Annotated in this window: 26 protein-coding genes; 13 read left to right on the top strand and 13 right to left on the bottom strand. The window is 64.7% G+C overall.

The features are described from left to right. Window positions 1-7: 7 nt before the first annotated feature. The 3 genes from GQB00_RS19505 (at window position 8) to GQB00_RS19495 (ending at window position 3317) form a co-directional block, all read left to right on the top strand. Window positions 8-1276 carry a hydroxymethylglutaryl-CoA reductase, degradative gene (locus GQB00_RS19505; protein WP_165857515.1) on the top strand — a complete coding sequence of 423 codons (1269 nt, stop codon included), beginning with the start codon at window positions 8-10 and terminating at the stop codon, window positions 1274-1276. 84 nt (window positions 1277-1360) lie between these two features. Next, complete coding sequence (locus GQB00_RS19500) at window positions 1361-2380, top strand: SMP-30/gluconolactonase/LRE family protein (RefSeq protein WP_111498009.1); 1020 nt, start codon at window positions 1361-1363, stop codon at window positions 2378-2380. 34 nt (window positions 2381-2414) lie between these two features. Continuing rightward, window positions 2415-3317, top strand: a complete 903-nt coding sequence (locus GQB00_RS19495) for a hydroxymethylglutaryl-CoA lyase (RefSeq protein WP_111498008.1) — start codon at window positions 2415-2417, stop codon at window positions 3315-3317. An 87-nt stretch (window positions 3318-3404) separates the two neighbouring features. Here GQB00_RS19495 and GQB00_RS19490 read toward each other — a convergent pair whose 3' ends face one another. From GQB00_RS19490 to GQB00_RS19480, 3 genes are all read right to left on the bottom strand, one after another. Further along, complete coding sequence (locus GQB00_RS19490) at window positions 3405-4712, bottom strand: short-chain fatty acid transporter (RefSeq protein WP_165857514.1); 1308 nt, start codon at window positions 4710-4712, stop codon at window positions 3405-3407. 147 nt (window positions 4713-4859) lie between these two features. Further along, a complete protein-coding gene (locus tag GQB00_RS19485) occupies window positions 4860-5522 on the bottom strand; it encodes a CoA transferase subunit B (protein ID WP_165857513.1) in 663 nt (220 codons plus the stop codon). A gap of 53 nt (window positions 5523-5575) precedes the next feature. Next, window positions 5576-6274, bottom strand: coding sequence for a CoA transferase subunit A (locus GQB00_RS19480; RefSeq protein WP_165857512.1), 699 nt, complete (start codon window positions 6272-6274; stop codon window positions 5576-5578). Window positions 6275-6429: 155 nt separating this feature from the next. Between GQB00_RS19480 and GQB00_RS19475 the strand changes: the two genes are divergently transcribed. After that, window positions 6430-7326, top strand: a complete 897-nt coding sequence (locus tag GQB00_RS19475) for a LysR family transcriptional regulator (RefSeq protein ID WP_111498004.1) — start codon at window positions 6430-6432, stop codon at window positions 7324-7326. Here GQB00_RS19475 and GQB00_RS19470 read toward each other — a convergent pair. After that, window positions 7323-7616 carry a DUF1330 domain-containing protein gene (locus tag GQB00_RS19470; protein WP_165857511.1) on the bottom strand — a complete coding sequence of 98 codons (294 nt, stop codon included), beginning with the start codon at window positions 7614-7616 and terminating at the stop codon, window positions 7323-7325. The two genes, GQB00_RS19475 and GQB00_RS19470, sit on opposite strands and share 4 nt — an antisense overlap. A 275-nt stretch (window positions 7617-7891) precedes the next feature. Between GQB00_RS19470 and ribBA the strand changes: the two genes are divergently transcribed. Further along, window positions 7892-8989 (top strand): bifunctional 3,4-dihydroxy-2-butanone-4-phosphate synthase/GTP cyclohydrolase II, encoded by a 1098-nt coding sequence (ribBA, locus tag GQB00_RS19465; protein ID WP_111498002.1) that lies wholly within the window; start codon window positions 7892-7894, stop codon window positions 8987-8989. A gap of 57 nt (window positions 8990-9046) precedes the next feature. Here the strand turns inward: ribBA and GQB00_RS19460 are convergent, their stop codons facing one another. The 7 genes from GQB00_RS19460 to GQB00_RS19430 all read right to left on the bottom strand — a co-directional run bounded on the left by GQB00_RS19460 (window position 9047) and on the right by GQB00_RS19430 (window position 14289). After that, window positions 9047-9616: an NUDIX hydrolase gene (locus GQB00_RS19460; RefSeq protein WP_111498001.1), complete on the bottom strand. Its 570-nt coding sequence runs from the start codon at window positions 9614-9616 to the stop codon at window positions 9047-9049. Between the two features lie 7 nt (window positions 9617-9623). Next, the gene (locus tag GQB00_RS19455; protein ID WP_111498000.1) at window positions 9624-10364 is read right to left on the bottom strand and encodes a GntR family transcriptional regulator; all 741 of its coding nucleotides are present in this window, start codon (window positions 10362-10364) and stop codon (window positions 9624-9626) included. 61 nt (window positions 10365-10425) lie between these two features. Beyond that, window positions 10426-10806 (bottom strand): 4-carboxymuconolactone decarboxylase, encoded by a 381-nt coding sequence (pcaC, locus tag GQB00_RS19450; RefSeq protein WP_111497999.1) that lies wholly within the window; start codon window positions 10804-10806, stop codon window positions 10426-10428. 24 nt (window positions 10807-10830) lie between these two features. Further along, complete coding sequence (locus tag GQB00_RS19445) at window positions 10831-11337, bottom strand: flavin reductase family protein (RefSeq protein ID WP_111497998.1); 507 nt, start codon at window positions 11335-11337, stop codon at window positions 10831-10833. A 14-nt stretch (window positions 11338-11351) separates the two neighbouring features. Beyond that, entirely contained in the window at window positions 11352-12830 is a 1479-nt protein-coding gene (locus GQB00_RS19440; RefSeq protein WP_165857616.1) for an aldehyde dehydrogenase, read from the bottom strand. Between the two features lie 11 nt (window positions 12831-12841). After that, complete coding sequence (locus tag GQB00_RS19435; protein WP_165857510.1) at window positions 12842-13672, bottom strand: alpha/beta fold hydrolase; 831 nt, start codon at window positions 13670-13672, stop codon at window positions 12842-12844. 17 nt (window positions 13673-13689) lie between these two features. Beyond that, window positions 13690-14289, bottom strand: a complete 600-nt coding sequence (locus GQB00_RS19430) for an amino acid synthesis family protein (protein ID WP_165857509.1) — start codon at window positions 14287-14289, stop codon at window positions 13690-13692. Between the two features lie 344 nt (window positions 14290-14633). Here GQB00_RS19430 and GQB00_RS19425 point away from each other — a divergent pair, with 344 nt between their 5' ends. After that, complete coding sequence (locus GQB00_RS19425; RefSeq protein ID WP_111497995.1) at window positions 14634-16211, top strand: BCCT family transporter; 1578 nt, start codon at window positions 14634-14636, stop codon at window positions 16209-16211. A 27-nt stretch (window positions 16212-16238) separates the two neighbouring features. Then, window positions 16239-17282 (top strand): LLM class flavin-dependent oxidoreductase, encoded by a 1044-nt coding sequence (locus tag GQB00_RS19420; RefSeq protein WP_165857508.1) that lies wholly within the window; start codon window positions 16239-16241, stop codon window positions 17280-17282. Between the two features lie 138 nt (window positions 17283-17420). Here GQB00_RS19420 and GQB00_RS19415 read toward each other — a convergent pair whose 3' ends face one another. Both GQB00_RS19415 and GQB00_RS19410 read right to left on the bottom strand, forming a co-directional pair. Further along, a complete protein-coding gene (locus GQB00_RS19415; RefSeq protein ID WP_165857615.1) occupies window positions 17421-17963 on the bottom strand; it encodes a helix-turn-helix domain-containing protein in 543 nt (180 codons plus the stop codon). A gap of 138 nt (window positions 17964-18101) precedes the next feature. Further along, entirely contained in the window at window positions 18102-18380 is a 279-nt protein-coding gene (locus GQB00_RS19410; protein ID WP_165857507.1) for a hypothetical protein, read from the bottom strand. Window positions 18381-18438: 58 nt separating this feature from the next. Between GQB00_RS19410 and purU the strand changes: the two genes are divergently transcribed. From purU to glnT, 6 genes are read left to right on the top strand one after another with little or no spacing between them, the layout of a single operon-like run. Further along, entirely contained in the window at window positions 18439-19311 is an 873-nt protein-coding gene (gene purU / locus GQB00_RS19405) for a formyltetrahydrofolate deformylase (RefSeq protein WP_111497992.1), read from the top strand. Between the two features lie 18 nt (window positions 19312-19329). Next, complete coding sequence (locus tag GQB00_RS19400; RefSeq protein ID WP_111497991.1) at window positions 19330-20571, top strand: FAD-dependent oxidoreductase; 1242 nt, start codon at window positions 19330-19332, stop codon at window positions 20569-20571. A gap of 11 nt (window positions 20572-20582) precedes the next feature. Further along, on the top strand, window positions 20583-20849 hold the full coding sequence (locus GQB00_RS19395; RefSeq protein ID WP_165857506.1) for a sarcosine oxidase subunit delta: 267 nt from the start codon (window positions 20583-20585) through the stop codon (window positions 20847-20849). Beyond that, complete coding sequence (locus tag GQB00_RS19390) at window positions 20833-23742, top strand: 2Fe-2S iron-sulfur cluster-binding protein (RefSeq protein ID WP_165857505.1); 2910 nt, start codon at window positions 20833-20835, stop codon at window positions 23740-23742. Before GQB00_RS19395 ends, GQB00_RS19390 begins: the two co-directional genes overlap by 17 nt. Continuing rightward, window positions 23742-24230 (top strand): hypothetical protein, encoded by a 489-nt coding sequence (locus GQB00_RS19385; protein ID WP_165857504.1) that lies wholly within the window; start codon window positions 23742-23744, stop codon window positions 24228-24230. The genes GQB00_RS19390 and GQB00_RS19385 overlap by 1 nt, the downstream gene beginning before the upstream one ends. Further along, entirely contained in the window at window positions 24227-25561 is a 1335-nt protein-coding gene (gene glnT, locus GQB00_RS19380) for a type III glutamate--ammonia ligase (RefSeq protein WP_111497987.1), read from the top strand. Before GQB00_RS19385 ends, glnT begins: the two co-directional genes overlap by 4 nt. The last annotated feature ends 17 nt before the right edge of the window (window positions 25562-25578 follow it).

The following is a 25578-nucleotide window of genomic DNA, read 5'->3' as shown; positions in this document are numbered from 1 at the left end:
ACTGACCATGACTACGACCACATCCCGCATTCCCGGGCTGCACAAACTGTCCCCCCGGGAGCGCCTGCAGAAGGTGGCGGAAACCGCCGGTCTGGGTGACGACGCCATCGCCCATCTGGCGGATACCGGCAACCTGGATGCGGCCACCGCCGATTCCATGATCGAGAACGTCATCGGCACCCTCAACATTCCCCTGGGAGTGGCCACCAACATGGTGGTTGACGGGCAGGAGGTGCTGGTGCCCATGGCGACCGAGGAGTCCTCGGTGGTCGCCGCGGTCTGCAATGCCGCCCGCCAGTGCCGTGGCAGCGGCGGGTTCACCACCGCCATGTCCGGTTCGCTGATGATCGCCCAGGTGCAATTGGTGGGCGTCACCAATCCTGAGTTTGCCCGCTTGCAGATTTTGGAGCACAAATCCGACATTCAGGCGATCTGCGATGACACCGACCCGGTGTTGCTGAAACACGGCGGCGGCTTTCGCGACGTGGAAGTGCGCGTTCTGGAGGGGCGCGACGGCCCTATGGTGGTCACCCACCTGGTGGTGGACACCCGTGACGCGATGGGGGCCAACGCCGTCAATTCCATGGCCGAGGCGGTGGCACCGCGGGTTGCGGAATGGACCGGCGGGCGTACCTACCTGCGCATCCTGTCCAACCTGGCGGATCGTCGCCTGGCGCGGGCCCGAGCCACCTGGTCGCTGGAGGACATCGGCGGTGCTGAGGTTCGGGACGGCATCCTGGCGGCCTACGACTTCGCCGACATCGATCCCTACCGGGCAGCGACCCACAACAAGGGCGTCATGAATGGCGTCAGCGCGGTGGTGCTGGCGACCGGCAACGACACTCGCGCCGTGGAAGCGGGGGCACATGCCTACGCCGCCCGCTCCGGCCAGTACCGTTCGCTGACTCGCTGGGAAGTGGATGCCGACGGCAACCTTACCGGCACCATCGAGATGCCGCTGGCGGTGGGACTGATCGGCGGCGCCACGCGTTCGCATCCTACGGCCCGCATTGCGCTGGACATCATGGGCATCCAGACCGCTGAACGACTGGCCTGCACCATCGCCGCCGTCGGCCTGGCCCAGAACTTCGCCGCCCTTAAGGCTTTGGCGACCACCGGTATTCAGAAAGGTCACATGGCCCTGCACGCGAAGAACATCGCGGTCATGGTCGGCGCCACCGGCGACGAGGTCGACAAGGTGGCCCAGGAACTGGTGGCCCAGGGCAAGGTGCGGGTGAACGTCGCCGAGGCGATTCTCAAGTCCCTGCGCGGCTGAGGCGCGCTTGCACCGCTGCTCGATTGGCGGCGGTGCGGGGCCGGGCGGCGCAGAGTAAACCACAAAAAGAAAGAGGACTGCAGCATGCGAAAAATTATTCAGATTGCCGTCATCGCGGTGCTTGTCGGTGCCGTGGCCGTGGCTCATGCGGCCTATCCGACCCTGTCGTATCAGTCGAGTAATCAGGGACCGGCGCCAATCCCGCCCAGCGAGCGCGGACTACAAACCATTACCGCCGAGCCCTGGTTCAAGGTGTCGGATGAAGGATTGCAGTTGGAAGGCCCGGCATTTGACCGCGCCGGCAATCTGTATTTTGTGGAAGTGTTCGGTGGTCGCGTATTCAAGCTGACGCCGGAACGGGAGTTGTCCACGATCCTGGGGGAGAACGACTTGGCACCGGCGGGGGTAGCGATCCACCGGAACGGCCGACTCTATATCGCCGGGTTAGGTAACTTCAGGGACACTGGTAGCGTGGTCTCGATCCGGCCGGATGGCTCGGACATGGAAACGGTGGTCGGCCCGGAGCAGGGATATCTTCCGGACGACCTCGTATTCGACGCCCAGGGTGGTTTCTATTTTACCGATTTCCGGGGTACGTCCACCGAGAAGATCGGTGGCGTTTATTACGTTTCTCCGGATCGGTCCACGATCACGCCGGTGTTGCCTGACATGGCCATCGCCAACGGTATCGCGCTGGGACCGCAGGGCAAGGTATTGTGGACCACGGAATTCAGCGCCGGCCGGCTGCACCGTATCGGCTTGAGCGACGCCACCACGATTGCTCCGTTCGGCACGGCGGTACCCTACCAGTTTACCGGCCCGGCGCCGGATTCGATCCGAACCGACCAGGACGGCAATGTCTACGTCGCGATGTATGGCCAGGGCCGTATTCTGGTGTTCAACCGCAACGGCATGCCTATTGGTCAGATTCTGCTTCCGGGGCGGGACGATGGCCACAACCTGCGATCCACCAGCATGGCGTTCCGCCCCGGAACCAGCGAGTTACTGATTTTTACCAACGATTGGGATCAGGGCCGTGGGTCGCAGATCTTCCACGTCCGCGGCTTTGCCAAAGGCACACCACTGTACGCCAACCAGTCCTGAACAGCGGCAGAACGGGTACCGAGAGAGGGATATCATGGCGATTCCAGAGACGGTCAAGATTGTGGAGGTCGGCCCGCGCGACGGCCTTCAGAACGAAGCCGGGATCATTGGCCCGGATGTGAAAGTGGCGCTGATCGAGCGGCTGGCCGACACCGGGTTGTCGGTGGTCGAGGCGGGGGCCTTCGTGTCTCCGAAATGGGTGCCGCAGATGGCGGGCAGCGCTGAGGTGTTTGCAGCGGTCCGGCGTCGGCCGGGGGTGTCCTATCCCACGCTGGTGCCCAACCTCAAGGGCTTCGAGGCGGCGCGTGCCGCCGGAGTTGAGGAGGTGGCGGTATTCGGCGCTGCGTCGGAAAGTTTTTCCCAGCGAAACATCAACTGTTCCATCGTCGAGAGCCTGGAACGTTTCCGACCGGTGGTGGAGGCGGCCCGCGAGACGGGTGTCCGGGTGCGGGGCTACGTCTCCTGTGTGCTGGGCTGCCCTTACGAGGGCGAGATCAGCCCCATGGCCGTGGCGGAGGTGGCGGACCGACTCTACCGCATGGGCTGCTATGAAATATCGCTGGGAGACACAATCGGTACAGGCACCCCGCTGAAAGCCCGGCAGATGGTGGAAACCGTCGCCGGCCATGTGCCCATTGAGCACCTGGCGGCACATTTTCACGATACCTATGGCCAGGCGCTGGCCAATCTTTACGCGGTGATGCAACTGGGTGTTGCCACGGTGGACAGCGCCGTCGCCGGACTGGGGGGCTGCCCCTACGCCAGGGGCGCGTCGGGCAACGTCGCCACCGAGGACGTGGTGTACATGCTCAACGGGATGGGCGTAACCACCGGTGTCGGCCTGCCACAACTGGTTGAGGTGGGGCACTGGATCAGCGGCGAGTTGGGTCGTAAACCGGCTTCCAAAACCGGTCAGGCACTGCTGCGGGCCGAATGAACGGTTGTCGGCCCGTAATGGACACAGTGCCGGAAACGCTGCCGGGCCCCGCTGGCGCGAGGCCCGGCGCGAACGGCTCGGGCCGTTCTACAGGAACGTCAGCCCCAGGCTGATCAGCACGCCGGTGATGAACAGCAGTAACAGGCAGTAGCCCATGATGTCCTTGGCCTTGAGGCCGGCGATGGCCAGCACCGGGAGGGCCCAGAACGGCTGCAGCAGGTTGGTCCAGGCATCGCCCCAGGCGACGGCCATGGCCACGCGCGGGATGTCGGCGCCGAGCTGTTGGGCTGCGGGTATCATGACCGGGGCCTGCACCGCCCATTGACCGCCACCGGAGGGCACGAAAATGTTGACCACGCCGGCGCTGATAAAGCTCCAGAACGGCAGGGTCTCGGCGCTGGCGATGGACGCGAAGCCGCTGGAGATGGTGCCCGCCAGGCCGGACTGGGTCATGATCGCCATGATGCCTGCGTAGAACGGGAACTGAATGACGATGCCGGCACCGCCGCTGATGGCTTCGTTCAGACTGGTCAGCAGGCGGCGCGGTGTCTGGTGCAGGATGATAGCGAGGAACAGGAACATGAAGTTGACGATGTTCAGGTTGAGGCCGCCGCCCTGTGTGAAGTACTGGAAGGCAAACGCCAGGCCGGCAAAACCCACCAGCCAGGCGAGGATGCGGCTGTTCTCCAGGTGTTCCGCCGGGCGCGTGATGGTGGGCTTCTCGGCGCGGCCATCGTCCAGCTTTCCGGGATCGACGAAAATGCTCTCGCTCTGCGGCGGCAGCATCAGGCGGTTAACTACGGGCACCAGGATGAACAGACCGACGACGATGGCCAGGTTGAAGAAGGCAAAGATGGTGTCGCCGGTGCCGATGACGCCGATCATGTCCTGGGCGAAATGGCCTTCAGTGGCGATGGTCAGAGGAATTGAGCCGGCCAGGCCGCCGTGCCAGACGATGAACCCGGAGTAGGCGCTGGCAATAAGCAGCGGATAGTGGACCTGGATCCGTCGGGCCAGCGCCTTGGCGAACAGCGCGCCCACGACCAGGCCGAAGCCCCAGTTGATCCAACTGGCGACCAGCGCGACGAAGGTCACCAGGATGATCGCCTGACCCGGCGAACGGGCCAGCGCGGCGATCCGGTCGAGGATGCCTTTCACCAGCGGGGTATTGGCCAGCATGTAGCCGCTGATCAGCACCAGCAGCATCTGCATGGAGAACGTCAGCAGGTTCCAGAAGCCATCGCCCCACATGCCGACGACGGCCGTCGGCGACTGGCCTTCCACGCCCATGGCGGCGACGAAGACCACCAGGGTGAGCAGCAGGACAAAAATATACGGGTCGGGCAGGTAGCGCTCCACCAGCCGGACGAAGGGTTTCGATGCGCGATTGAGCATGGGTCGGGTACTCCGTTTATTGTGTTTGTATCGTTGTCGGATTCGCAAAGCTGGGGCGACACGCCAGCATTGCCGCGATGTGGGCAATGTAACCACGAAAGCCCCGGAGTCCGGGGCTGGTGTGATTCGCTGGCTTCCGCAACCGGTTTATCCGGTGACGGTCATCTCCGGCACATGGTCCGGGACCGTCAGTTCACCGCCGGTTTTCTCGATGATTTCCTCGACACTCACCCCGGGTGCGCGTTCCTTGAGGATGAAGCGGCCGCCCTCGATCTCAAGGTAGGCCAGATCCGTCAGCACTCGCTTGATGCAGCCGGCCCCGGTCAGGGGCAGGGTGCATGCCTGCAACAGCTTGGGTTCCCCGGACTTGGAGGCATGGGTCATGGTGACGATGATGTTCTCTGCGCCGGCCACCAGGTCCATGGCGCCGCCCATACCCTTCACCAGCTTGCCCGGTACCATCCAGGAGGCGATGTTGCCCTGCACATCCACTTCAAAGGCGCCCAGCACCGTCAGGTCGACGTGCCCGCCGCGGATCATGGCGAAGGAGTCGGCCGAGTCGACGATGGAGGCGCCGGCCTGCGCGGTCACCGTCTGCTTGCCGGCGTTGATCATGTCCGGATCGACCTGCTCTTCGGTGGGGAAGGGCCCCATGCCGAGCAGGCCGTTCTCTGACTGGAGCATGACATCAATGCCGGTCGGGACATAATTGGCCACCAGGGTCGGGATGCCAATTCCCAGATTGACGTAGAAGCCGTCTTCCAGTTCGGCGGCGACACGTTGCGCCATCTGTTCGCGGGTCAGTGCCATGGTCTGTTCCTCTTGTTCTGATTAGGTCGGCGGACGATGGAATGATCCGGCGTTCAGCCGCGCACGGTCCGCTTCTCGATCCGTTTCTCGAAGGTGCCGCAGATCAGCCGGTCGACGTAGATGCCGGGGGTATGGATCGCGGCGGGGTCCAGTTCGCCCGGGGCCACGATCTCTTCCACTTCGACGACGGTGACCTTGCCCGCCATGGCGACCAGCGGATTGAAATTACGGGCGGTGTGACGATAGATGACGTTGCCGTAGGTGTCGGCCTTCCAGCCCTTCACGATGGCGAAATCGCCGCCGAGAGCCTCTTCCAGCACATAGTGGCGGTCGCCGAACCGGCGGGTCTCCTTGCCCTCGGCGATGCGGGTGCCGTAGCCCGTGGCGGTGAAGAAGGCGGGAATACCGGCGCCGGCCGCGCGCATGCGTTCGGCCAGGTTGCCCTGCGGGGTAAGTTCCACTTCCAGGTCGCCGTCGAGCAGCTGTTTCTCGAACAGGGCGTTTTCGCCCACGTAGGAGGCGATCATCTTGCGGATCTGGCGGTCCTCCAGCAGCAGGCCCAGGCCGAAGCCGTCGACGCCGCAGTTATTAGAGGCCACGGTGAGGTTGCGAGTGCCCTTGCGCTGGATCTCGGCGATCAGGTTTTCCGGGATGCCGCACAGCCCGAAGCCGCCGGCCAGCAGGGTCATGCCGTCTTCCAGGCCCGCCATGGCCTCTTCGTAGGAGCTCACGCGCTTATCGAATCCGGCCATAGTGCCGTCTCCTCTGTGTTGTTGTTGCTGTATTGACCAGAGTCTCGCGGCCGGCTTCTTATTTGTTAAGTTTGTATTTTCGATAAATTAATTGGTTTAATAAAATAATTATGAGGCGCAAGCGCTAACCGGTTGAATCAGCCCGGGAATGAGTCATGACCGTTAAACAGTTGCGGGCCTTCCTGGCGGTGGCCCAGACACTGAGTTTTGCCCAGGCCTGCGAGCGGCTGCACCTGTCGCAGTCGGCCCTGAGCCTGTCGATCAAGGCGCTGGAGGAGAGCCTCGGCGGTGCCCTGTTCAGCCGCACCACACGCAACGTGCGGCTGACGCCGGAGGGCGAGGCGCTGCTGCCCCTGGCACGTCGGCTGATGGCGGACTGGGACAATGCCCGGGACGAAATACGCCAGCGTTTCGAACTGGAACTGGGACGGGTAACCGTGGCCGCCATGCCCTCGTTCGCCGGTAACCGGCTGCCCGATATCCTCAAGGATTTCCGGGCGCGCTACCCCAAGATTGGCGTCACCATCCAGGACGTCATCAATGAAGATGTGATCGACCTGTTGCAGATCGGCCAGGTGGAACTGGGCCTGGCCTTCGAGCCACCGGCCGCCGCACGTTTGTCCTTCACGCCGCTGTACGTCGACCGCTTCGTGGCCGTGGTGCCGGCGGATTCGCCACTGGCGGCGGCGCGTGACATCGTCTGGAGCCAGCTGCTGGAATACCCCTTCATTGCCCTGCAACGGCCGTCTGCAGTGCGCTACATGCTGGAAGACGCCCTGGCTTCCCGGGAACAGACGCTGCCCGTGGAGTTCGAGAGCCACCAGCTCTCGACGGTGGGCCGGATGGTCGCCAGCGGCCTCGGTGTCAGCGTTGTGCCGGCCCTGTGTATCGGCCAGATGCGGGAGCTGGGCGCCCGCTGCCTGGCGCTGCGCGATCCCGTCATCGAGCGGCCGATCGGGGTGCTTCAGTCTTCCGAGCGGGGACTGTCGGTGGCCGGCCAGGCCTTGCTGGATACTCTGCTGACAACGCCGTTTGACGACCTGTTGCTCTAGCTCACTCCCTCCACAATCACGATATCCACCTCCGCCGCATCCTGGCGCGCGGCTCGCGCCTTGCGGTAGGCGTCCGAGTGGTAGCAATCCAGTGCCTGCTGGTAGCTGGGAAACTCGATGACCACCGTGCGCTGGGGCGTTGCCCGGCCTTCGAGCGCCTGGTTGTGGCCGCCACGGGCGACAAAGCGGGCACCGTGGGCCTGGAAGGCCTCCGGGGCCAGGGCCTGATAGGCGGCGTACGCCTCGGGGGCGGTCACCGTGACGTGGGCGATCCAGTAGCCTTTTGCCATGCTTGCTCTCCTCGTTTATCTTGGCATTCTGTATTATGGTATACCAAAATCAAGAAGTGAAAGAACGGGAATCCTTGCGCGTTGCCCGGCGGTAACCACGGACAGCGCGTTGACCACCCAAAGCGCCGGGCTCCGGGACGGCCGACGACCCGAAAGCGGTGACGACCGGGAACGCTGACGACCAGGCGTGCTGGCAAACAAACGTGCTGACAAACAGAGTGCGGACAAACAGGAGTCCCGACAAACAACAGTCCCGACAAACAAGAGTGCTGACGATGACGAATTTCGATTCCACCGAGAGCCTGATTGACGATATCCGCCAGGGGCGCATGGTGCTCCTGCTGGACGACGAAGACCGGGAAAACGAAGGTGACCTGGTCATGGCCGCCGAACAGGTGACGCCCGAGGCCATTAATTTCATGGCCACCCACGCCCGTGGCCTGATTTGCCTGACCCTGACCGGCGAGCGCTGTGACCAGTTGGAGCTGACGCCGATGGTGACCAACAACGGCGCCAGCTTCGCCACTGCCTTCACCGTGTCGATCGAAGCCCGCGAAGGGGTGACCACCGGCATATCGGCGGCCGATCGGGCGATCACGGTGCAGGCGGCGGTGGCGCCGGACGCCCATCCCCGGGACCTGGTGCAGCCGGGGCATATCTTTCCGCTACGAGCGAAGGACGGCGGTGTGCTGAGCCGGGCCGGCCATACCGAAGCGGGCTGCGATCTCACCCGACTGGCGGGGCTGGAGCCGGCGGCGGTGATCGTGGAAGTCATGAACGAGGACGGCAGTATGGCGCGCCGGCCGGAGCTGGAAGCGTTCGCCCGCCGCCACGGCATCCGTATCGGGACCATTGCTGATCTGATCCAGTACCGTCTGGCACGGGAGCAGACCGTCGAACATACCGGCCAGCAACCGCTGTCCACCGCGCATGGGGAGTTCGTGCTGCACACCTACGAGGACCTGATCACCGGCGATGCGCACCTGGCCCTGACCATGGGGGACGTGCGCGGTGATACGCCGACGCTGGTGAGGGTGCATTCGGTGGATCCACTGCGCGACCTGGTGGGGGCCGATTACCAGGGGCCGCGTGCCTGGTCGCTGTGGTCGGCGCTGGAGAACGTGGCCAGCGCCGGGCGTGGCGCGGTGGTGATCCTGGCCAGCCAGGAGTCGTCCCAGAGCCTCTTGTCCCGGGCGACACGGCAGGACACGCCGCCGCCGGACGCCTCGTCGATCCGCTACTCGCGGGTAGGCACCGGCTCCCAGATCCTCGCCGACCTGGGCATCCGCAAGCTGCGCCTGATGGGCGCGCCGCTGAACTACAAGGGCCTGGCGGGCTTTGATCTGGAAGTGGTGGACATTGTCCAGCCCTGAGCGGATGAGTGGGTGCGGGGCGGCGATGGCCGGCCGCCCCGCCGGATCAACGCTCGTTCACCGCATGAAATGAATGGTGCCGTGCTCCATGCTGCCGGTGTAGATGCCGTAGCTGCCGCCAGCGTGCTCGGCGATGTAGCGCTCCAGTATCTGGCGGATCGCCGGGTAGAAGATCAGCTCCCAGGGCACCTGTTCCGGCAGGAACCAGTCCACCGCCTGGGTTTCGTGGCCGGGGCTGTCGTCCCACGCCAGCATCCGGGCGCGGTAGATGATGTACAACTCGTTGGTGGGCGGGACGCTGAAGATGGAGTAGGGCGTGGTGACGTCCACGTCCATGCCGGTTTCTTCCCAGACTTCCCGACGCGCCGCTTCCTCCACGCTTTCCCCCCGTTCCATGAAACCGGCCGGCAGGGTCCAGGTGCCCACCCGAGGTGGGATGCCGCGCTGGCACAGCAGCAGGCGGCCGTCCTGTTCGATGATGGCGCCGGCGATGACGCGGGGATTGTCGTAGACGATGCCGCCGCAGGCACGGCAGATGTCGCGCTCGTGGGTGTCGCCGGCGGGTACGTCCCGGGTTAGCGGGCCGTGGCCGCACTGGGCGCAGTAGCGGGGGCCAGGGTTCGGCATGGCGGCCTCACTGCAGGCTTTGCGCCGCGCTCAGGGGTGGCGTGACGGGTTCGACCGATTCGCCCTGCTTGTCGGCCAGGGCGGCCAGGGCCACCCGGGAGGCGGCCAGGATATGCTCCACGCAGGCGGTATGGGCGGCTTCCGCGTCCCGTGCCTTGATGGCCTCGACGATCTTCGTCATTTCCTGGAAGCTGTCCACGTAGCGTTCCTTCTGCGACACCGAGGTGGCGCGCAGGTAGTTCACCCGCGCCTGCAACTGGCTCAGGAACTGGCCGGCGATGCGGTTGCCGGCCCCTTCGTAGAGCACGCCGTAGAAGTCGCTGACGGCGTTGACGATGCTGACGGTGTCGCCGCTGCGCAGGCTGACCTTGAGGATCTCCCAGGCGTGGTCGAATTCCGCCATCTGCTGGACCGTCGCCTTCTGTGTGAAGAGCTGGACCACCATGCTTTCCAGGACGGTGCGCAATTCATAGATGTCGCGCGCGTCCTCCAGCGTGATGACCGCCACCCGCGGGCCGCGCCCGCCTTCGCTTTCCACCAGGCCTTCGGCTTCCAGGTGGCGCAGAGCTTCCCGCACCGAGGTCCGGCTCACGCCGAGCTTGTCGCACAGGTCACGTTCCACCAGACGATCGCCCGGCAGCAGTTGAAAACTCATGATGGCCTGGCGCAGCTTGTCGAGCACCATTTCCCGCAGTGTCGGCTGGTTGCGCGTGACTTTGAGGCTGTCGTCCAACGGGGTCCGTTGCATTTCATCTCCTGGCTGCAGGCTGTTGCGGGTGCCGCCTGTGCTTCGGCCGCACCCGTGTTCGCTAGATTTCGCCCATTTCACTGAGCACGTCGCGGGCCTGGCGGAAGGCGTCGATCGCGGCCGGAATGCCGCAGTAGATCGCCGTCTGCATCAGTACCTCGCGGATTTCGTCGACGCTCATGCCATTGTTGATGGCGCCCCGGACGTGCAGGCGCAGCTCGTGCGGGCGGTTCAGGGCTGTAATCATCGCCAAGTTTATCACGCTGCGATCCCGGTCGCTGAGGCCGTCGCGTTGCCACACGTTGCCCCAGCAGTATTCGGTGACCAGTTCCTGCAGCGGCTGGGTGAAGTCGTCGGCGTTCTGCATGGAGCGCTCGACGTGTTCGTTGCCCAGCACCTTGCGGCGCTTGGCCAGACCGCGGTCAAAACGTTCGTTCGGCATGGAAATGTCCTCGTCGCGTTGGATTCAGGAGGCGCGCGCCAGGGCGCGCAGGTTTTCCGGCAACTGGTCCATCTTGCCGCGGCAATAGAGCAGCGGATCAATCTCGTTGCCGCCGCACCAGAGCTTTTCCACCTCGCCCACCAGGATGGCGTGGTCGCCGCCGGGGTAGTCCTCCCAGACGCGGCACTCGAGATAGGCCGCGGCGCCGTCGATCAGGGCGTTCTCCAGCTCGGACCGGTGCCAGTCGATGCCCTCGCCCTTGTCACGGCCTTTGCCGGCGAAGCGGTAGGCGATGGCCTGCTGGTCGTGCCCCAGGATATGGATCGCGAAACGACCGTTGCGCTTGATCACCGGGTAGGAATCCGAATTGAGGCTGGGGCAGATCAGCACCAGCGGCGGCTCCATGGAGACGGCGGAAAACGCGCTGGCGGTGAAGCCCACCAGACGGTTGTCGTCATCGAGGGCCGTCACCACGGTGACGCCGGTTGGGAAGGCGCCCAGGACCTGCTTGTAGTCTTGTGTGTCGATCATGGCTCTCTCCCGTATTAACGCATGATGAAAGGATCGGGCATGGGATCTGAGGACAGGTTGATCCACAGGGTTTTGAGATCGGTGTAGTCGCGCACCGCGTCGATACCGCATTCCCGGCCGTAGCCGCTGGCACCGAAGCCGCCGATCGGTGCCATGGCCGAGACCGCGCGGTAGGTGTTCACCCAGAGGATGCCGGAGCGCACGTCCCGGGCCAGGCGATGGGCACGGGCGACGTCGCGGGTCCAGATGCCGGCGGCGAGGCCGTATTCGGTGTCGTTGGCCAGGCGCAGGGCTTCGGCTTCGTTATCAAAGGGGATCACCGCCACCACCGGGCCGAAGACTTCCTCCTGCACGATGGGCATCTGGTGGGAATCGCACGCCAGGATGGTGGGCGGGTAGTACCAGCCATCCCGCTCGCCCAGACGCTCTCCGCCGCAGAGCACTTGGGCGCCGTCGGTTCGGGCCTGGGTCACCATGCGGTCGATCTGGCCGAGTTGCGCCTCGGTGGCGATGGGGCCCATTTCCGTTTCGGCATCCGCGGGATCGCCAATGCGGATGCTGGCGGCGCGCTCGCGCAGTCGTTGCACCACGTCGTCACGGATGCTGCGCTGCACCAACAGACGGGAGCCGGCCACGCAGCTCTGCCCGGAGGCGGCGAAGACGCCGGCCACCACGCCGTTGATGGCGCTGTCCAGGTCGGCGTCCTCGAACAGGATGTTGGGGGACTTGCCACCCAGTTCCAGGGACAGCTTGGCGAAGTTCTCGGCGCTGTTACGCACCACGTGGCGAGCGGCGCCGGCGCCGCCGGTGAAGGCAATCTTGCGTACTTTCGGGTGGGCGGTCAGGGCCGCGCCGGTGGACGGGCCGAAGCCGGTCACCAGGTTGACCACGCCCTTGGGGAACCCGGCCCGTTCCACCAGCCGCATCAGCTCGATCAGGCTGGCGGAGGCGTGTTCGGACGGCTTGATCACGATGGTGTTGCCCGCCGCCAGGGCCGGGGCCAGCTTGATGGCGGTCAGGTACAGCGGACTGTTCCAAGGGATGATCGCCGCCACGACGCCCAGCGGCACCCGCACGGTGGCGCCGAACAGGTCCGGTTTGTCCAGCGGCAGGGTCTCGCCCACCACCTTGTCGGCCAGGCCGGCGTTGTAATAGAAGAACTCGGGCAGGTAGCCCACCTGGCCCCGGGTTTCGCGGATCAGCTTGCCGTTGTCGCGGCTTTCCAGCTGCGCCAGGGTTTCGGCATTCTCCGCAATCACCTGGCCCAGCCGGTACAGCAGTTTGCCCCGGGCGGTGGCGGTCAGGCCCGACCATTCCGGGCCTTCGAACGCCCGGTGCGCCGCCTGGACCGCGTCCTCGACGTCGTCGGCGTCGGCGTTGGGTACGCGGCACCAGGCTTCGCCGGTGGCCGGGTTGTAGCTGTCGAAAGTGGCGCCGGAGCGCGCGCCCCGCCACTCACCGTCGATGAACATCGTCAGCGTATCCAGATTCATCCGAGACTCTTTCATCCAAGACGCTCCTTTTGCAGGGAAGGGCGGTGCACGGTGTCGAGGAAGTCCAGCAGCAGGTCGTTGACCTGATCCGCCGCTTCCACCGGTGCCATGTGCCGCTGTCCTTCCAGAATGTATACCCGGGCGTCGGGCAACTGCCGCGCCAGCTTGTGGGCCATGTCGGGCGTCGATCCCGGGTCCAGCTCGCCGGTGGCCACCAGTACCGGGACGCGGATCGACGCCAGCCTGTCGGCTCCGAAATCGTCCTCGGTGCCGAACAGAGCGTAACTGCGATAATAACCGTCCGGGTGGTTGCTGGTGACCCGTTCGCGGACCGCGGCAATGCACTCCGGCTGGGCCTGGCGGAAAGCCGGGCTGAACCAGCGTTCCAGGGCGCCGTCGACGTTGGCCGCCGGCCCTTGCTCAAGAGTCTGGGCCAGGCGCTGACGCACGCCCGACCGCTGGCGTTCGTTGCGATCGAAGACGCTGGAGAGTACCACCATCGCCCGCAGGTGCCTGGGGTGACGCAGGGCAAACGCCCGCGCCACCAGTCCGCCCATGGAGAAACCCGCCACCGTTGCCGCAGGAACCGCCAGCTCGTCGAGCAGCGTCGCCAACTGGTCGGCGTAGTCGTCCAGGGTGGCGTTCTCCGCCGGCAGAGGACTCTCACCGTGGCCCAGCATGTCGTAGGCGATCACGTCGTAATCTGCGGCCAGCGCCGTCATTTGCGCCTGCCACATGGTGGCGTCCAGGCCGACGCCGTGGATCAGGACCACCGGTTCGCCCCGGCCGGCGCGCCAGTAGCGGGTGCCGGAAGGGCTGATGTGTGCGTCGTTGAGCTGCATCTGTCCTCCCGCGCCGCTCACTGTTGAGCGGCCTGTTCGGCTTCTTCAGCCAGTTCCTTCAGGTCCTGGTAGCGATTGCCGATGCGCGGGTGCAGGCGGCCACCGTCCGCGGCGCCCAGCACCACCACGATCTCGTCGGCGCGGGGCGAGTCCTCGATGCGCATTTCCAGGGTGATGTAGTGGGAACGGAAGCCCTCATCGTGCTTGTGCATCATCGGTACCTGGATGGAGGTGCCCGGCGCGCCGCGCTTGTTGGTGAAGCTCAGGTAGCTCTTGGCGTCCACGGCTTCGCGGAAATGATTGCCGAAGCGGAGGGTGTGGATGATGGCCGAGGCATGTTCGATCTCGCCTTCGGCACCCACGACGGCGGCTTTACCGTAGGCTTCGACCTGTTCCCCGCCGATCTCGTCCAGCACGTGCTTGACGATCAGCTCGCCCAGCTCCGAACAGCCGCCGCGGATTTCCGGCGAAAGATCCTCCACGAAACCGCGCCCGGCCCAGGGGTTGGTCACCACCGCAGCCACGCCGACCATGGTCACGGGCTTGTCACCCGCTTTGCCGGCCTCGATGTAGGTGGTTTCCCGGTAGGTGACGATCTTGCGAATCTCGAAGCTCATTGCGCTCTCCTCGTTGTGACGGGTCCGGTCGGATCCGGTTCCTGATTTTGGTATACCATAATACCAAAAACCAATTCCGGCAATGAGTCGTCTGCCGCAAGCGCTGCCCCGGTGCGTTCGGTAATCGATCCTCACCGGAAATAAATGAACAAAATCAGATTGTTGGGTTTTACGTATTGACTTGAAATATTCTTTGTCGAAGAAAACCTTTGCATTCTGTATTATGGCATACCAATATATTTCACCGAGGTCTTCGATGACCCATGCATGAAAACGGGCCTCAGAGCCCGTCAGGCCTCTGACAATGAACAAGAACGCCGACAACGGAACTCGGGAGAGCTGGAATGCACGAAGTTCAATCCAACATGCCCAGGCGAGGGCTCTTCGCCGGGGTGAACAAGACGATGGCCATTTCATCGGTGACGATGGTGGTGGCTTTCGTTCTCTTCACCGTGTTGCAGCCGGAACTGGCCAACACGATCTATACCGGTATCAAGCAGTACATCGAGACGGAGCTGGGCTGGTACTACATCCTGACGGTGAACGTGGTGCTGTTCGTGGCCATTGCGGTGATCGTCAGCCCCTACGGCAAGCTGCGCCTGGGGCGGGACGATGAGCGTCCGGAATTCTCCAACTTCACCTGGTTCGCCATGCTGTTCAGCGCGGCGGTGGGCACCGGGCTGCTGTTCTGGAGTATCGCCGAGCCGCTGAGCCACCTGCAGGGCAACCCGTTCATCGCCATGGAGGGCATCGCCCCCAACACGCTGGACGCGGCGCAAACCGCCCTGCGCATCACCATCTTCCACTGGGGCTTCCATGGTTGGGCGATCTACATCCTGGTGGGCACGATCCTGGCCTATTTCGCCTATCGCCGCGGCCTGCCGATGACCATCCGCTCGGCCTTCTATCCGTTGCTGGGTGAGCGTATCTACGGCCCCATCGGCCACGCCATTGATCTGTTGGCGATCTTCGCCACCCTGTTCGGTACCGCCACCACCCTCGGTCTCGGCGTGTCGCAGATGAATGCCGGGCTCAACAGCCTGTTCGGGATGGAAATCTCCAGCACCAACCAGGTCCTGCTGGTGCTGGGCGTGACGGTGGCGGCAACGGTGTCGGCCGTGTCCGGACTGAAGAAAGGGATCCGGATGCTCAGCGAGTGGAACATCCACCTGAGCATGATCCTGTTCGCTTTCTTCGTCCTGGCGGGACCGACGGTGTTCCTGCTGACCATTTTTACCACCAGTGTCGGCGATTACCTGGGCAGCCTGCTGCCGATGGGCTTCTGGACCAATCCGGATCCCGAAAGCCAGTGGCAGGGCTGGTGGACGCTGTTCTACTGGGGCTGGTGGCTGTCCTGGGGCCCGTACGTGGGCATGTTCATCGCGCGGATTTCCCGTGGGCGCACCATCCGTGAAGTGCTGTTCGGCGGCATGCTGGCGGCCACCCTGGGCGCCATGGCGTGGATCGTGATTTTCGGCGGTACCGCGTTGCACCTGCAGCTGTTCGGTGGGGTCGATCTGGCCTCGGTGGCCAACGACAACGTCACCAAGGTGCTGTTCCAGACCATCGAGGCGCTGAACGTGCCCTGGCTCACCAGCTTCATGGTGGGTATGGCCACGCTGATGATCGTCACCTGGTTCGTGACCTCGGCCGACTCCGGCACCCTGGTGATCTGCACCATCCTGTCCCAGGGCAACCCGAATCCGCCGCAGCTGTATCGCGTGATCTGGGGGCTGGGCCTGGGTTCCACCTCGGCCGTCCTGCTGTTGGCCGGTGGCCTGCAGGCCCTGCAAACCGCCGCGATCGCCGCCGCACTGCCATTCTCTGTGGCGCTGCTGGTGATGTGCTACTGCCTGTTCAAGGCCCTGGCGACGGAACCGGTCGGCGAGGCGGCCGCGGTCAAGCAATCCGAAGCGTCGTAACGACGAACACCCAAGGAGACCACAACAATGCAGTTTTCGTTATTCCTCCATATGGAGCGCTATCCGGGCGACAAGAGTCACCAGCAGTTGTTCGAGGAACTCTGCGAGCTGGTGAAGATTGCCGAGGACGGCGGTTTCCGGACGGCCTGGATCGGTGAGCACCACGGCATGCAGTTCACCTCATCACCGAGCCCGGTGGCGCAGCTTTCCTACCTGGCGGCGAAGACCGAACGCATCCGGCTGGGGGCGGGCACCTTCGTCGCGCCCTTCTGGGATCCGATCCGTCTGGCAGGCGAAGCGGCGCTGCTGGATGTCATCAGCGGCGGTCGGCTGGAGTTCGGCATCGCCCGTGGCGCCTACCAGTTCGAGTTCGACCGGATGACGGATGGCATGAAGGCTTCCGAGGGTGGCGCGGCGCTGCGCGAGATGGTGCCGGCGATCCGCGGCCTGTGGCAGGGCGACTACAGCCACCAGGGCGAGGTGTTCAACTTCCCGACCACCACCAGCGTGCCCAAGCCGGTGCAACAGCCCCTGCCGCCCATGTGGATCGCGGCGCGGGACCCGGCCTCCCACGATTTCGCGGTGGCCAACGGTTGCAACGTCATGGTCACGGCCCTGATGAAAGGGGACGAGGAAGTGGCCGATCTGGCGCGGAAGTTCAACACCGCCTGCGCCGATCACCCGGAGATGGAACGCCCGGAGCTGATGTTCCTGCGCCACACCTACGTGCACGATGAGAGCGATCCGGATGGCTGGCGCCCGGGAGCGGAAGCGCTCAACCGCTTCTACCGTTACTTCATGGCCTGGTTCAAGAACGACCAGAAGGCCATCGACGGCTTCTTCGAGCCGGCGTCCGAAGCCGACGTGGCGGATAACGCCGAGTTCGACCTGGAAACCCTGCACCGCAACATGATGATCGGTACCCCGTCGGAGCTGGTGCAGCGACTCAAGGGATACGAGGAGCTGGGCATTACCGAGTACAGCTACTGGACCGACAACACGCTCCCGTTCGAGGAGAAGAAGCGGTCCCTGGAGCGGTTCATCAAGGACGTGATGCCTCACTTCAACTGATTGTCGAGACGACCCATCGGCTGCCACGCGACGGCAGCGACCCCGTTTGCGCCCGGCGCCTGTCATACCTGGCCGGGCGCCTTTTTTTGTCACAGGCTGATGTCGCCGGTTGATCCCGCCTGTGCGGGGCGGGGACGGTCAGTCGTCGTAGTGGATAATCGACAGCAGCTTGATGGGCACCTTGCGCAATTCTTCCGGACCGTGGGGCACCTCGCCGTCAAAGGAGAGGGAGTCACCGGGTCCCATTTCGTACAGGTGGTTGCCGTGCCGGTAGAGGATGTCGCCCTCCAGGATGTAGATGAACTCCAGTCCCGGATGCGAGAAGGTGGGAAAGACCTCCGCCGCGTCGTCCATGGTGATGAGGAAGGGTTCGTAGCTCTTCTGGCTGCCGCGGTGGTAGTTCAGCAACTGGTAGGTGTGGCCTTTCTCCGTGCCGCGGCGGACCACTTCCATCCCTTCACCCGCCTTGGTGAGCTGGGCGCCGCCATCCGGCCGGTCGTAATCGCTGAACAGTTGGGAAATGGGCAGGCCGATGGCATCGCACAGCCGGCTCAGGGTCTCCAGGCTGGTGGACACCTGGGCGTTCTCGATCTTGCTGACCATGCCCTGGCTGAGTTCAGCGATGCGCGCCACATCGGTGATCTTCAGGCCTTGTTCCTGGCGTTTGCGCTTTACGCGCATGGCGATGTACTGCTCAAGCTTGAGGCGGGGGTTGTGGGTGTCCCGGCTGAAGCTGATCTTGCCTTCTTCCAGTGCTTCGATATGGCGCGAGGGCGGCGTAGCGGACGGCATTGGGGTCTCCTGAGTCACGGCTGTAGTTTAGCGCCAATATTCCTGATCGGAAAATTTCCTTCCCGTTTTGCGTTTGAATCCGGCCATGCGGATGCCCAGCCGAATGTTTTCAGCGTGTGTCGGCTCGGGTTTGAACCTGAATGGTGCGCGCCGGCCTTGCTTTGGTGCGTTTGCCAGCATGATTTCGGCCCGCTTGTTCAGGGTCGCAATTATTCCTGATAAGAAAAAAATATTCATAAACAGCCTGTTTTCAGGCAGTTGCCGCCCACGTCTGAATTTTTCGCCCGCCTGACGCCAGATTGGCAAGCCTTGTGCTTTACCTAAGGGAAACTAATTTTCCTGGTAGAGAAATAAAGGCTTGGCAATGGCACTCAATCCCGAAAACACACGACGTTACCGCATCACCATCTCCTGTCCCGATACTGTGGGCATCGTCGCTGCGGTGTCCCAGTTCATCGCCGACCACAATGGCTGGATCGGCGAGGCTCACCAGTTTGCCGACCCCGAGGCCTGCCTGTTCTTCATGCGCTATGAGGTGGTCGCCGACTCCCTGCCGTTCGGTCTGGAGGCCTTGAAGGCCAAATTCAGCGAGGTGGCCGAACGCTTCGCCATGAACTGGGAGATCACCGATTCCGCCGGGAAGAAGCGGGTGGTGGTGATGGTCTCCAAAGAGGCCCACTGCCTGTCGGACCTGCTGTACCGCTGGCGTGCCGGCGAACTGGATTTCGACATTCCCTGCGTGATTTCCAACCACGACACCCTGCGTTCCTACGTCGAATGGCATGGCATCCCGTTCGTCCATGTGCCTGTGGACAAAAACGACAAGGCGCCGCACTTCCAGGCGGTGCAGGAACAGATCGCCTCGGTCGAGGCCGATTGCATCGTGCTCGCCAAGTACATGCAGATCATCCCCGAGGCGCTGTGCGAGCAGTATCCGGGGCGGATCATCAACATCCACCACAGTTTCCTGCCGTCTTTTATCGGCGCGCGCCCCTACCACCAGGCCGCCGAGCGTGGTGTGAAGCAGATCGGCGCCACCTGCCACTACGTCACCCCGGACCTGGACGCCGGCCCGATCATCGAGCAGGACGTGCTGCGGGTGACCCACCACAACACCACCAAAGACATGGTCCGGCTGGGCAAGGACGTGGAGAAAGCCGTCCTCGCCCGGGGCCTGCGTTACCACATCGAGGACCGGGTGCTGGTGAACGGCAACAAGACCGTTGTCTTCGCCTGAGCCGGTTGGGAGAGAACAATGTCCTGGCATCTACTGAAATACGGGTTCAAACGCGGCCACGACGAGCCGCGCTTCTTCCCCGAACCCAAGGAACTGAAGTCGGAATACGACGTGGTCATCATCGGCGGCGGCGGCCACGGCATGGCCTGCGCCTACTACCTGGCCAAGGAGCACGGCATCACCAACGTGGCGGTGCTGGAGCAGGGCTACATCGGGGGCGGCAACACCGGTCGCAACACCACCATCGTACGCTCCAACTACCTGACGCCGGAGGGGGTGAAGTTCTACGACACCAGCGTGAAGCTGTTCGAGGACCTGTCCGACGAGTTCGACCTCAACATTTTCTACTCCACCCGCGGCCACTTCACCCTGGCCCACACCGACAGCGCGATGCGCACCATGCGTTGGCGGGCCGAGGTCAACAAGCACTATGGCATCGACAGTGAGGTGGTCGGTCGCGACGAGATCGCCAAGGCGGTGCCGTACATGGACCTGGACTGCGCCGGCCACACCCCGGTGATGGGGGCGCTCTACCATGCGCCGGGCTCGGTGGCGCGTCACGATGCGGTGGCCTGGGGCTACGCCCGTGGCGCCTACAACCGCGGTGTCGAGATTCACCAGAAGACCCGCGTCACCGGTATCCGCACCCGGGACGGGAAGGTCGTGGGCGTGGACACCGACCGCGGCGCCATTCGCTGCGGCAAGGTGATCTCCATGGTGGCCGGCTCCACGCCGCGCATTACCGAGATGGTGGATTTGCCCACGCCCATCGAGATTTTCCCGCTGCAGGCCTGCGTGTCCGAGCCGGTCAAACCGTTCATGGACACCATCGTGGTGTCCGGCAGCCTGCACGTCTACATCAGCCAGTCGTCCCGCGGCGAGATGGTGATGGGTGCCTCAGTGGACCCGTCGGTGCTGCACTCCACCCGCTCCACCTTCGACTTCGTCGAGGGGCTGACCGACCAGATGGTGGACCTGTTCCCATTCATGAGCCGCCTGAAGGTTATGCGTCAGTGGGCGGGGATGAGCGACCTGACCCCGGACTTCGCGCCGATCATGGGCAAGACCCCGATCGAGGGCTTCTACCTGGACGCCGGCTGGGGCACCTGGGGCTTCAAGGCCACGCCGGTGAGCGGCAAGACCATGGCCTGGACCGCCGCCAACGACCAAACCCACGAACTCATCGAACCGTTCCGCTACAGCCGCTTTGCCGACTTCGACCTGGTCGGCGAGAAGGGCGCGGCGTCGGTCGGACACTGAGGAGCCGGAGCATGAAGTTACTGGATTGCCCGCTGATCGGGCGCCGCCCCATCAGCGAATTCGATTACGTTGGCGAGATCCGCAAGCCACCGGTCGACGGCGACAGCGCCGCCTGGTCGGACTTCGTCTTCAACCGCCGGGGGGCGCCGGGCGTGCTGCGCGAGCGCTGGTACCACCGGCCCACCGGTTACTGGTTCGTGTTCGACCGCGACACCCTGACCGACGACATCAAGGCGGTGGTCGATGCCCGGGAGGTGCGCTATGACATCCCGGCTTGATCCCCAGCCGCTGGAGTGGATCGACCGCGACACGCGGGTGTCATTCCGCTTCGAGGGCCAGACCTTTACCGGCTACCAGGGCGATAGCATCAGCTCGGCGTTGCTGGCCTCCGGCCAGACCCTGTTGGGCCGCAGCTTCAAGTACCACCGCCCGCGCGGTGCGCTGACCCTGGCCAATCACGACGTCAATGCGCTGTTCCAGAGCCGCGAGGGCACCAACATCCGGGGTGATGTGGAGCCGCTGCGCGAGGGTCTGGAGCTGCACGCCTGCAACGTCAACGGCACGCTGGCCAACGACCGGGACCGCTTCATCGGCCTGTTCGCCCGGTTCATGCCGGTGGGCTTCTACTACAAGGCGTTCCACACGCCAAAGAAACTGTTCCCCTTCTGGGAACGCAAAATCCGCGAAAAGGCGGGGCTGGGACGGGTCGACACCCGGTGGACCGAGCAGCGCCAGTCCAAACGCTACGATTTCTGCGACCTGCTGGTGGTGGGCGCCGGGGCCAGCGGCCTGCAGGCCGCGCTGACCGCCGCCGAGGCCGGAGCCGACGTGGTGCTGGTGGACGAGAACCCGCACATCGGCGGCAGCCTCGACTACCAGCTGGCCAACGAGCCGGCCGCGGCCGAGGTGCGCGCGCGCCTGAAACAGCAGGTGCGCCGTCATGCCAACATCCGCCTGTTCGAACAGCATGTCGCCGCCGGCTGGTACACCGATCATTACATCCCGCTGGTGGGGCCGGGCGGCATCACCAAGATGCGCGCCCAGGGCATGATCTGCGCCACCGGCGTGATGGAGCAGTTGGCGGTGTTCCGCAACAACGACCTGCCCGGGGTGATGATGGCGTCCGCCGCCCAGCGGATGATCGCCCGTTACGCGATCAAGCCCGGTCAGCGCGCGGTGGTCCTCTGCGCCAACGCCGAAGGCTACCGTGCCGCGCTGGACCTGCTGGCCGCCGGCATCGAGCTGGCGGCGGTGGTGGATATGGATAACGACGCGCCCCGGGGCGACTGGGCCCGCCAAGTCGCCGACCAGGGCGTGGCCGTCTATCGCGGCTATGGCGTTTACGAAGCCCAGGGCGACCAGCGCCTGCAGGCCATCCAGGTGGCGCCGTTCGACGGCCGGGATTGCGATCCGTCAAAGCTGGCGACCATCGGCTGCGACCTGCTGCTGATGAGCGTGGGATGGGCCCCGGCGGCGCAACTGCTGTACCAGGCCAGGGGCGCACTGGGCTATGACGACAGCCTGCACCAGATCCTGCCCCGCGAGCTGCCGGCCGGTATCCACGCCTGTGGTCGCGTCAACGGCGCTTTCACCCTGGAGCAGAGGCTGGCGGACGGCGAACGCGCGGCTCACGCCGCCCTGGCGGAGTTGCAGGGTGCCTCGGTGCAGACCGGCATGACCGCCCATCGCGACCACCTGGCCCATAGCCACCCCTGGCCGATCGTGTCGCATCCGGCGGGCAAGAACTTTGTCGACATGGACGAGGATCTCCAGCTCAAGGATCTCATCCATGCGGCACAGGAAGGCTTCGACAACATCGAACTGATGAAGCGCTTCTCCACCATCGGCATGGGGCCGAGCCAGGGCAAGCATGCCAACATGAACGGCATCCGCATTCTGGCGTCGATCCGTGGGCAGTCGATCGACCAGACCGGTTCAACCACGGCGCGGCCCATGTTCCATCCGGTGCCGGTCAGCGCCCTGGCGGGCCGGCGTTTCCGCCCGGAGCGCCATACCCCGATGCAGGCCTGGCACGAGGCCAACGGGGCGCAGATGATGGAAGCCGGGCACTGGCAGCGGCCGGAGTACTACGGCCAACCGGAAGAGCGCGAACAGGCCATCCTGCGCGAGGCCCAGGCGGTGCGCAGCGGGCTGGGACTGATCGACGTGTCCACCCTGGGCAAGATCGAGGTGCTGGGGCCGGATGCGGCCAGGCTGCTGGATGCGGTCTACACCATGAAAATGTCCACTATCAAGCTGGGCATGACCCGCTACGCGCTGCTGGTGGACGACAGCGGTGTGATCATCGACGACGGCATCGTTGCCCGCCTGGCGGAGGACCGCTTCTACGTCTCCGCCACCACCAGCCACGCCGCCGCCACTTTCCGTCTGCTGTCCCAGACGGTGATGGACCTGGGGCTGGACGTGCGCCTGGTCAATCTCACCGACTCCCTGGCGGCGATGAACCTGGCCGGCCCGCTGTCGCGCCAGCTGCTCCGGACGCTGACCGATACCGATCTGGACGAGGACCGCTTCCCCTATCTCGGCATCCGTGAAGGCACCCTGTGCGGTGCGCCGGTGCGACTGATCCGCGTCGGCTTCGTGGGCGAGCTGGGCTACGAGATCCACGCGCCCGCCCACAAGGCCCTGGAGATCTGGCGCACCCTGATGAGCGCCGGGGCCCAGCACGGCATTCGCCCGTTCGGGGTCGAGGCCCAGCGCATCCTGCGCCTGGAGAAGGGGCACGTCATCGTTGGCCAGGACACCGACGGCCTGACCAACCCCTTCGAAGCCAACATGCCCTGGGCGGTGCCGCTCAAGAGCAAGCCCTGGTTCACCGGCAAGCCGTCCCTGGCGTTGCTCAAGGAGCGCTGCGCGCGCCGGCTGACCGGCTTCGTGCTGCCCCAGGGCTACAGCGGCGAGCGCATCAAAGAGTGTCACCTGATGATCGAGCGGGGTGACATCGTCGGCCGGGTCACCAGTATCGGCTACAGCCCGGCGCTGGGCCGCTACATCGGCCTGGCCATGGTGGACCTGCCGCTGGCGAACGACGCGCAAACCCTGCACGTGCGGGTGGACAGCGGCGCGCTGGTGGCCGTCTCCCCGTGCAAGACCCCTTTCTACGACGCCGATGGCGCACGGCAGACGGCCGACCTGACGGAGGTGGCGTGATGGCTGCATTGACCGTAACGCAACGCCGCGACCTGAGCGGCTACCTGATTACCGGGCCCGGCAGTGCCGCCGCCCTGGACGCCGACGGCCTGCCTCGGCCCCGGGAACAACTGGCCGCCGCGGAACAGGACGGTGCCCTGGTAGCCCGCACCGGTGCCGACGAATACCTGCTGTTCCTGCCCGGCGACCGTCAACCGCCGGCCGACTGTTGGTGCTTTAGCCGCGCCGACCGGGTGCTGGCGGTCCGCGGCGACGACTGGCGTGAGCTGCTGGCGCGGGTGTGCCAGTACGATTTCCGCCATTTCGGGCCAGGCGACTGGCTGATGGCCTCGCTGGCCGGGGTCAACGCCTGGCTCTACCGGACACAGGAAGACGGCACGCTGCTGGTCGGCGTCAGTGACGGATTCCACCGCTATCTCGAAGACCTGTTCAGCGACCTGGTTTGCGAACTGGACGATTCAGCGACCTACGAAGGAGGTGCGTCATGACGCCCACAGAGATCAGTCATTTCATCGACGAGAACGAGATCAAGTACATCCTGGCGCAGTTTGTCGACATCCACGGCGTGGCCAAGACCAAGTCGGTCCCGGCCAGCGGCCTGGGCAATGTGGTCGAGAGCGGCGCCGGTTTCGCCGGCTTCGCGGTCTGGGGCATGGGCATGCAGCCTCATGGCCCGGATTTCATGGCCCGCGGCGATCTGGCGACTCTCAGCAAGGTGCCCTGGCAGCCGGGCTATGCCCGCATCGCCTGCGACGGCTACGTCAACGACGCGCCCCACCCGTATTGCTCGCGGGTGATCCTCAAGCGCCAGTTGGCCCTGCTGGAGGCGCGCGACTGGACCCTCAACACCGGCCTGGAGCCGGAGTTCTCGCTGTTCAACCGGGCCGAGGACGGCAGCCTGATGCCGGTGGACGAGAGCGACGTGCTCGACAAGCCCTGCTACGACTACAAGGGGCTGTCCCGCTCGCGGGAGTTCCTGGAGCAGTTGGTGGAGTCGCTGCAGGCGGTGGATTTCGACGTCTACCAGATCGATCACGAGGACGCCAACGGCCAGTTCGAGATCAACTACACCTACAGCGACGCGCTCACCTCGGCCGATCGGTTTACCTTCGTGCGCATGGCCGCGGGCGAGATCGCCAACAAGATGGGCATGGTGTGCTCGTTCATGCCCAAGCCGGCCTCCGACCGGACCGGCAACGGCATGCACTTCCACCTGTCGATCACCGACGCCGACGGCAAGAACCTGTTCCACGATCCCAGTGATCGCCACGGCATGGGGCTGTCGAAGCTGGCCTACCACTTCACCGCGGGCATCCTGGAACACGCCCGCGCCATCTGCGCCTTTGCCGCGCCGACGGTCAATTCCTACAAGCGACTGGTGGTGGGCGGCAGCGCGTCCGGCGCCACCTGGGCGCCGGCCTACATCTGCTACGGCGACAACAATCGCTCCGCCATGGTGCGGGTGCCCTACGGCCGCCTTGAGTTCCGCCTGCCGGACTCCGGTTGCAACCCCTACCTGGTACACGCCGCGCTGATCGCCGCGGGCATGGACGGGGTGGAGCGGGAGCTGGACCCGGGCGAGCCGATGAACGTCAACCTGTACGACCTGTCGCTGGAGCAGATCCAGGCCAAGGGCGTCGGCATCCTGCCGCAGAACCTGAACGAAGCGCTGGATGCACTCGAAGCGGACACCCTGTTCACCGAGAAGATGGGGCCGGAAATCGTGTCCGAGTTCCTCGCCGTCAAGCGCGCGGAATGGGTGGAGTACAGCCGCCACGTCTCCGACTGGGAAATCAAACACTACGCCGAGTTCTTCTGATCCGGCGCAGCCAATGA

It is taken from the genome of Marinobacter sp. JSM 1782161 (genome assembly GCF_011421605.1).
Taxonomy (GTDB): Bacteria; Pseudomonadota; Gammaproteobacteria; order Pseudomonadales; family Oleiphilaceae; genus Marinobacter_A; species Marinobacter_A bohaiensis.
The sequence above is the reverse complement of the archived record's forward strand: the minus strand, read 5'-3'. Positions and strand labels throughout refer to the sequence as shown.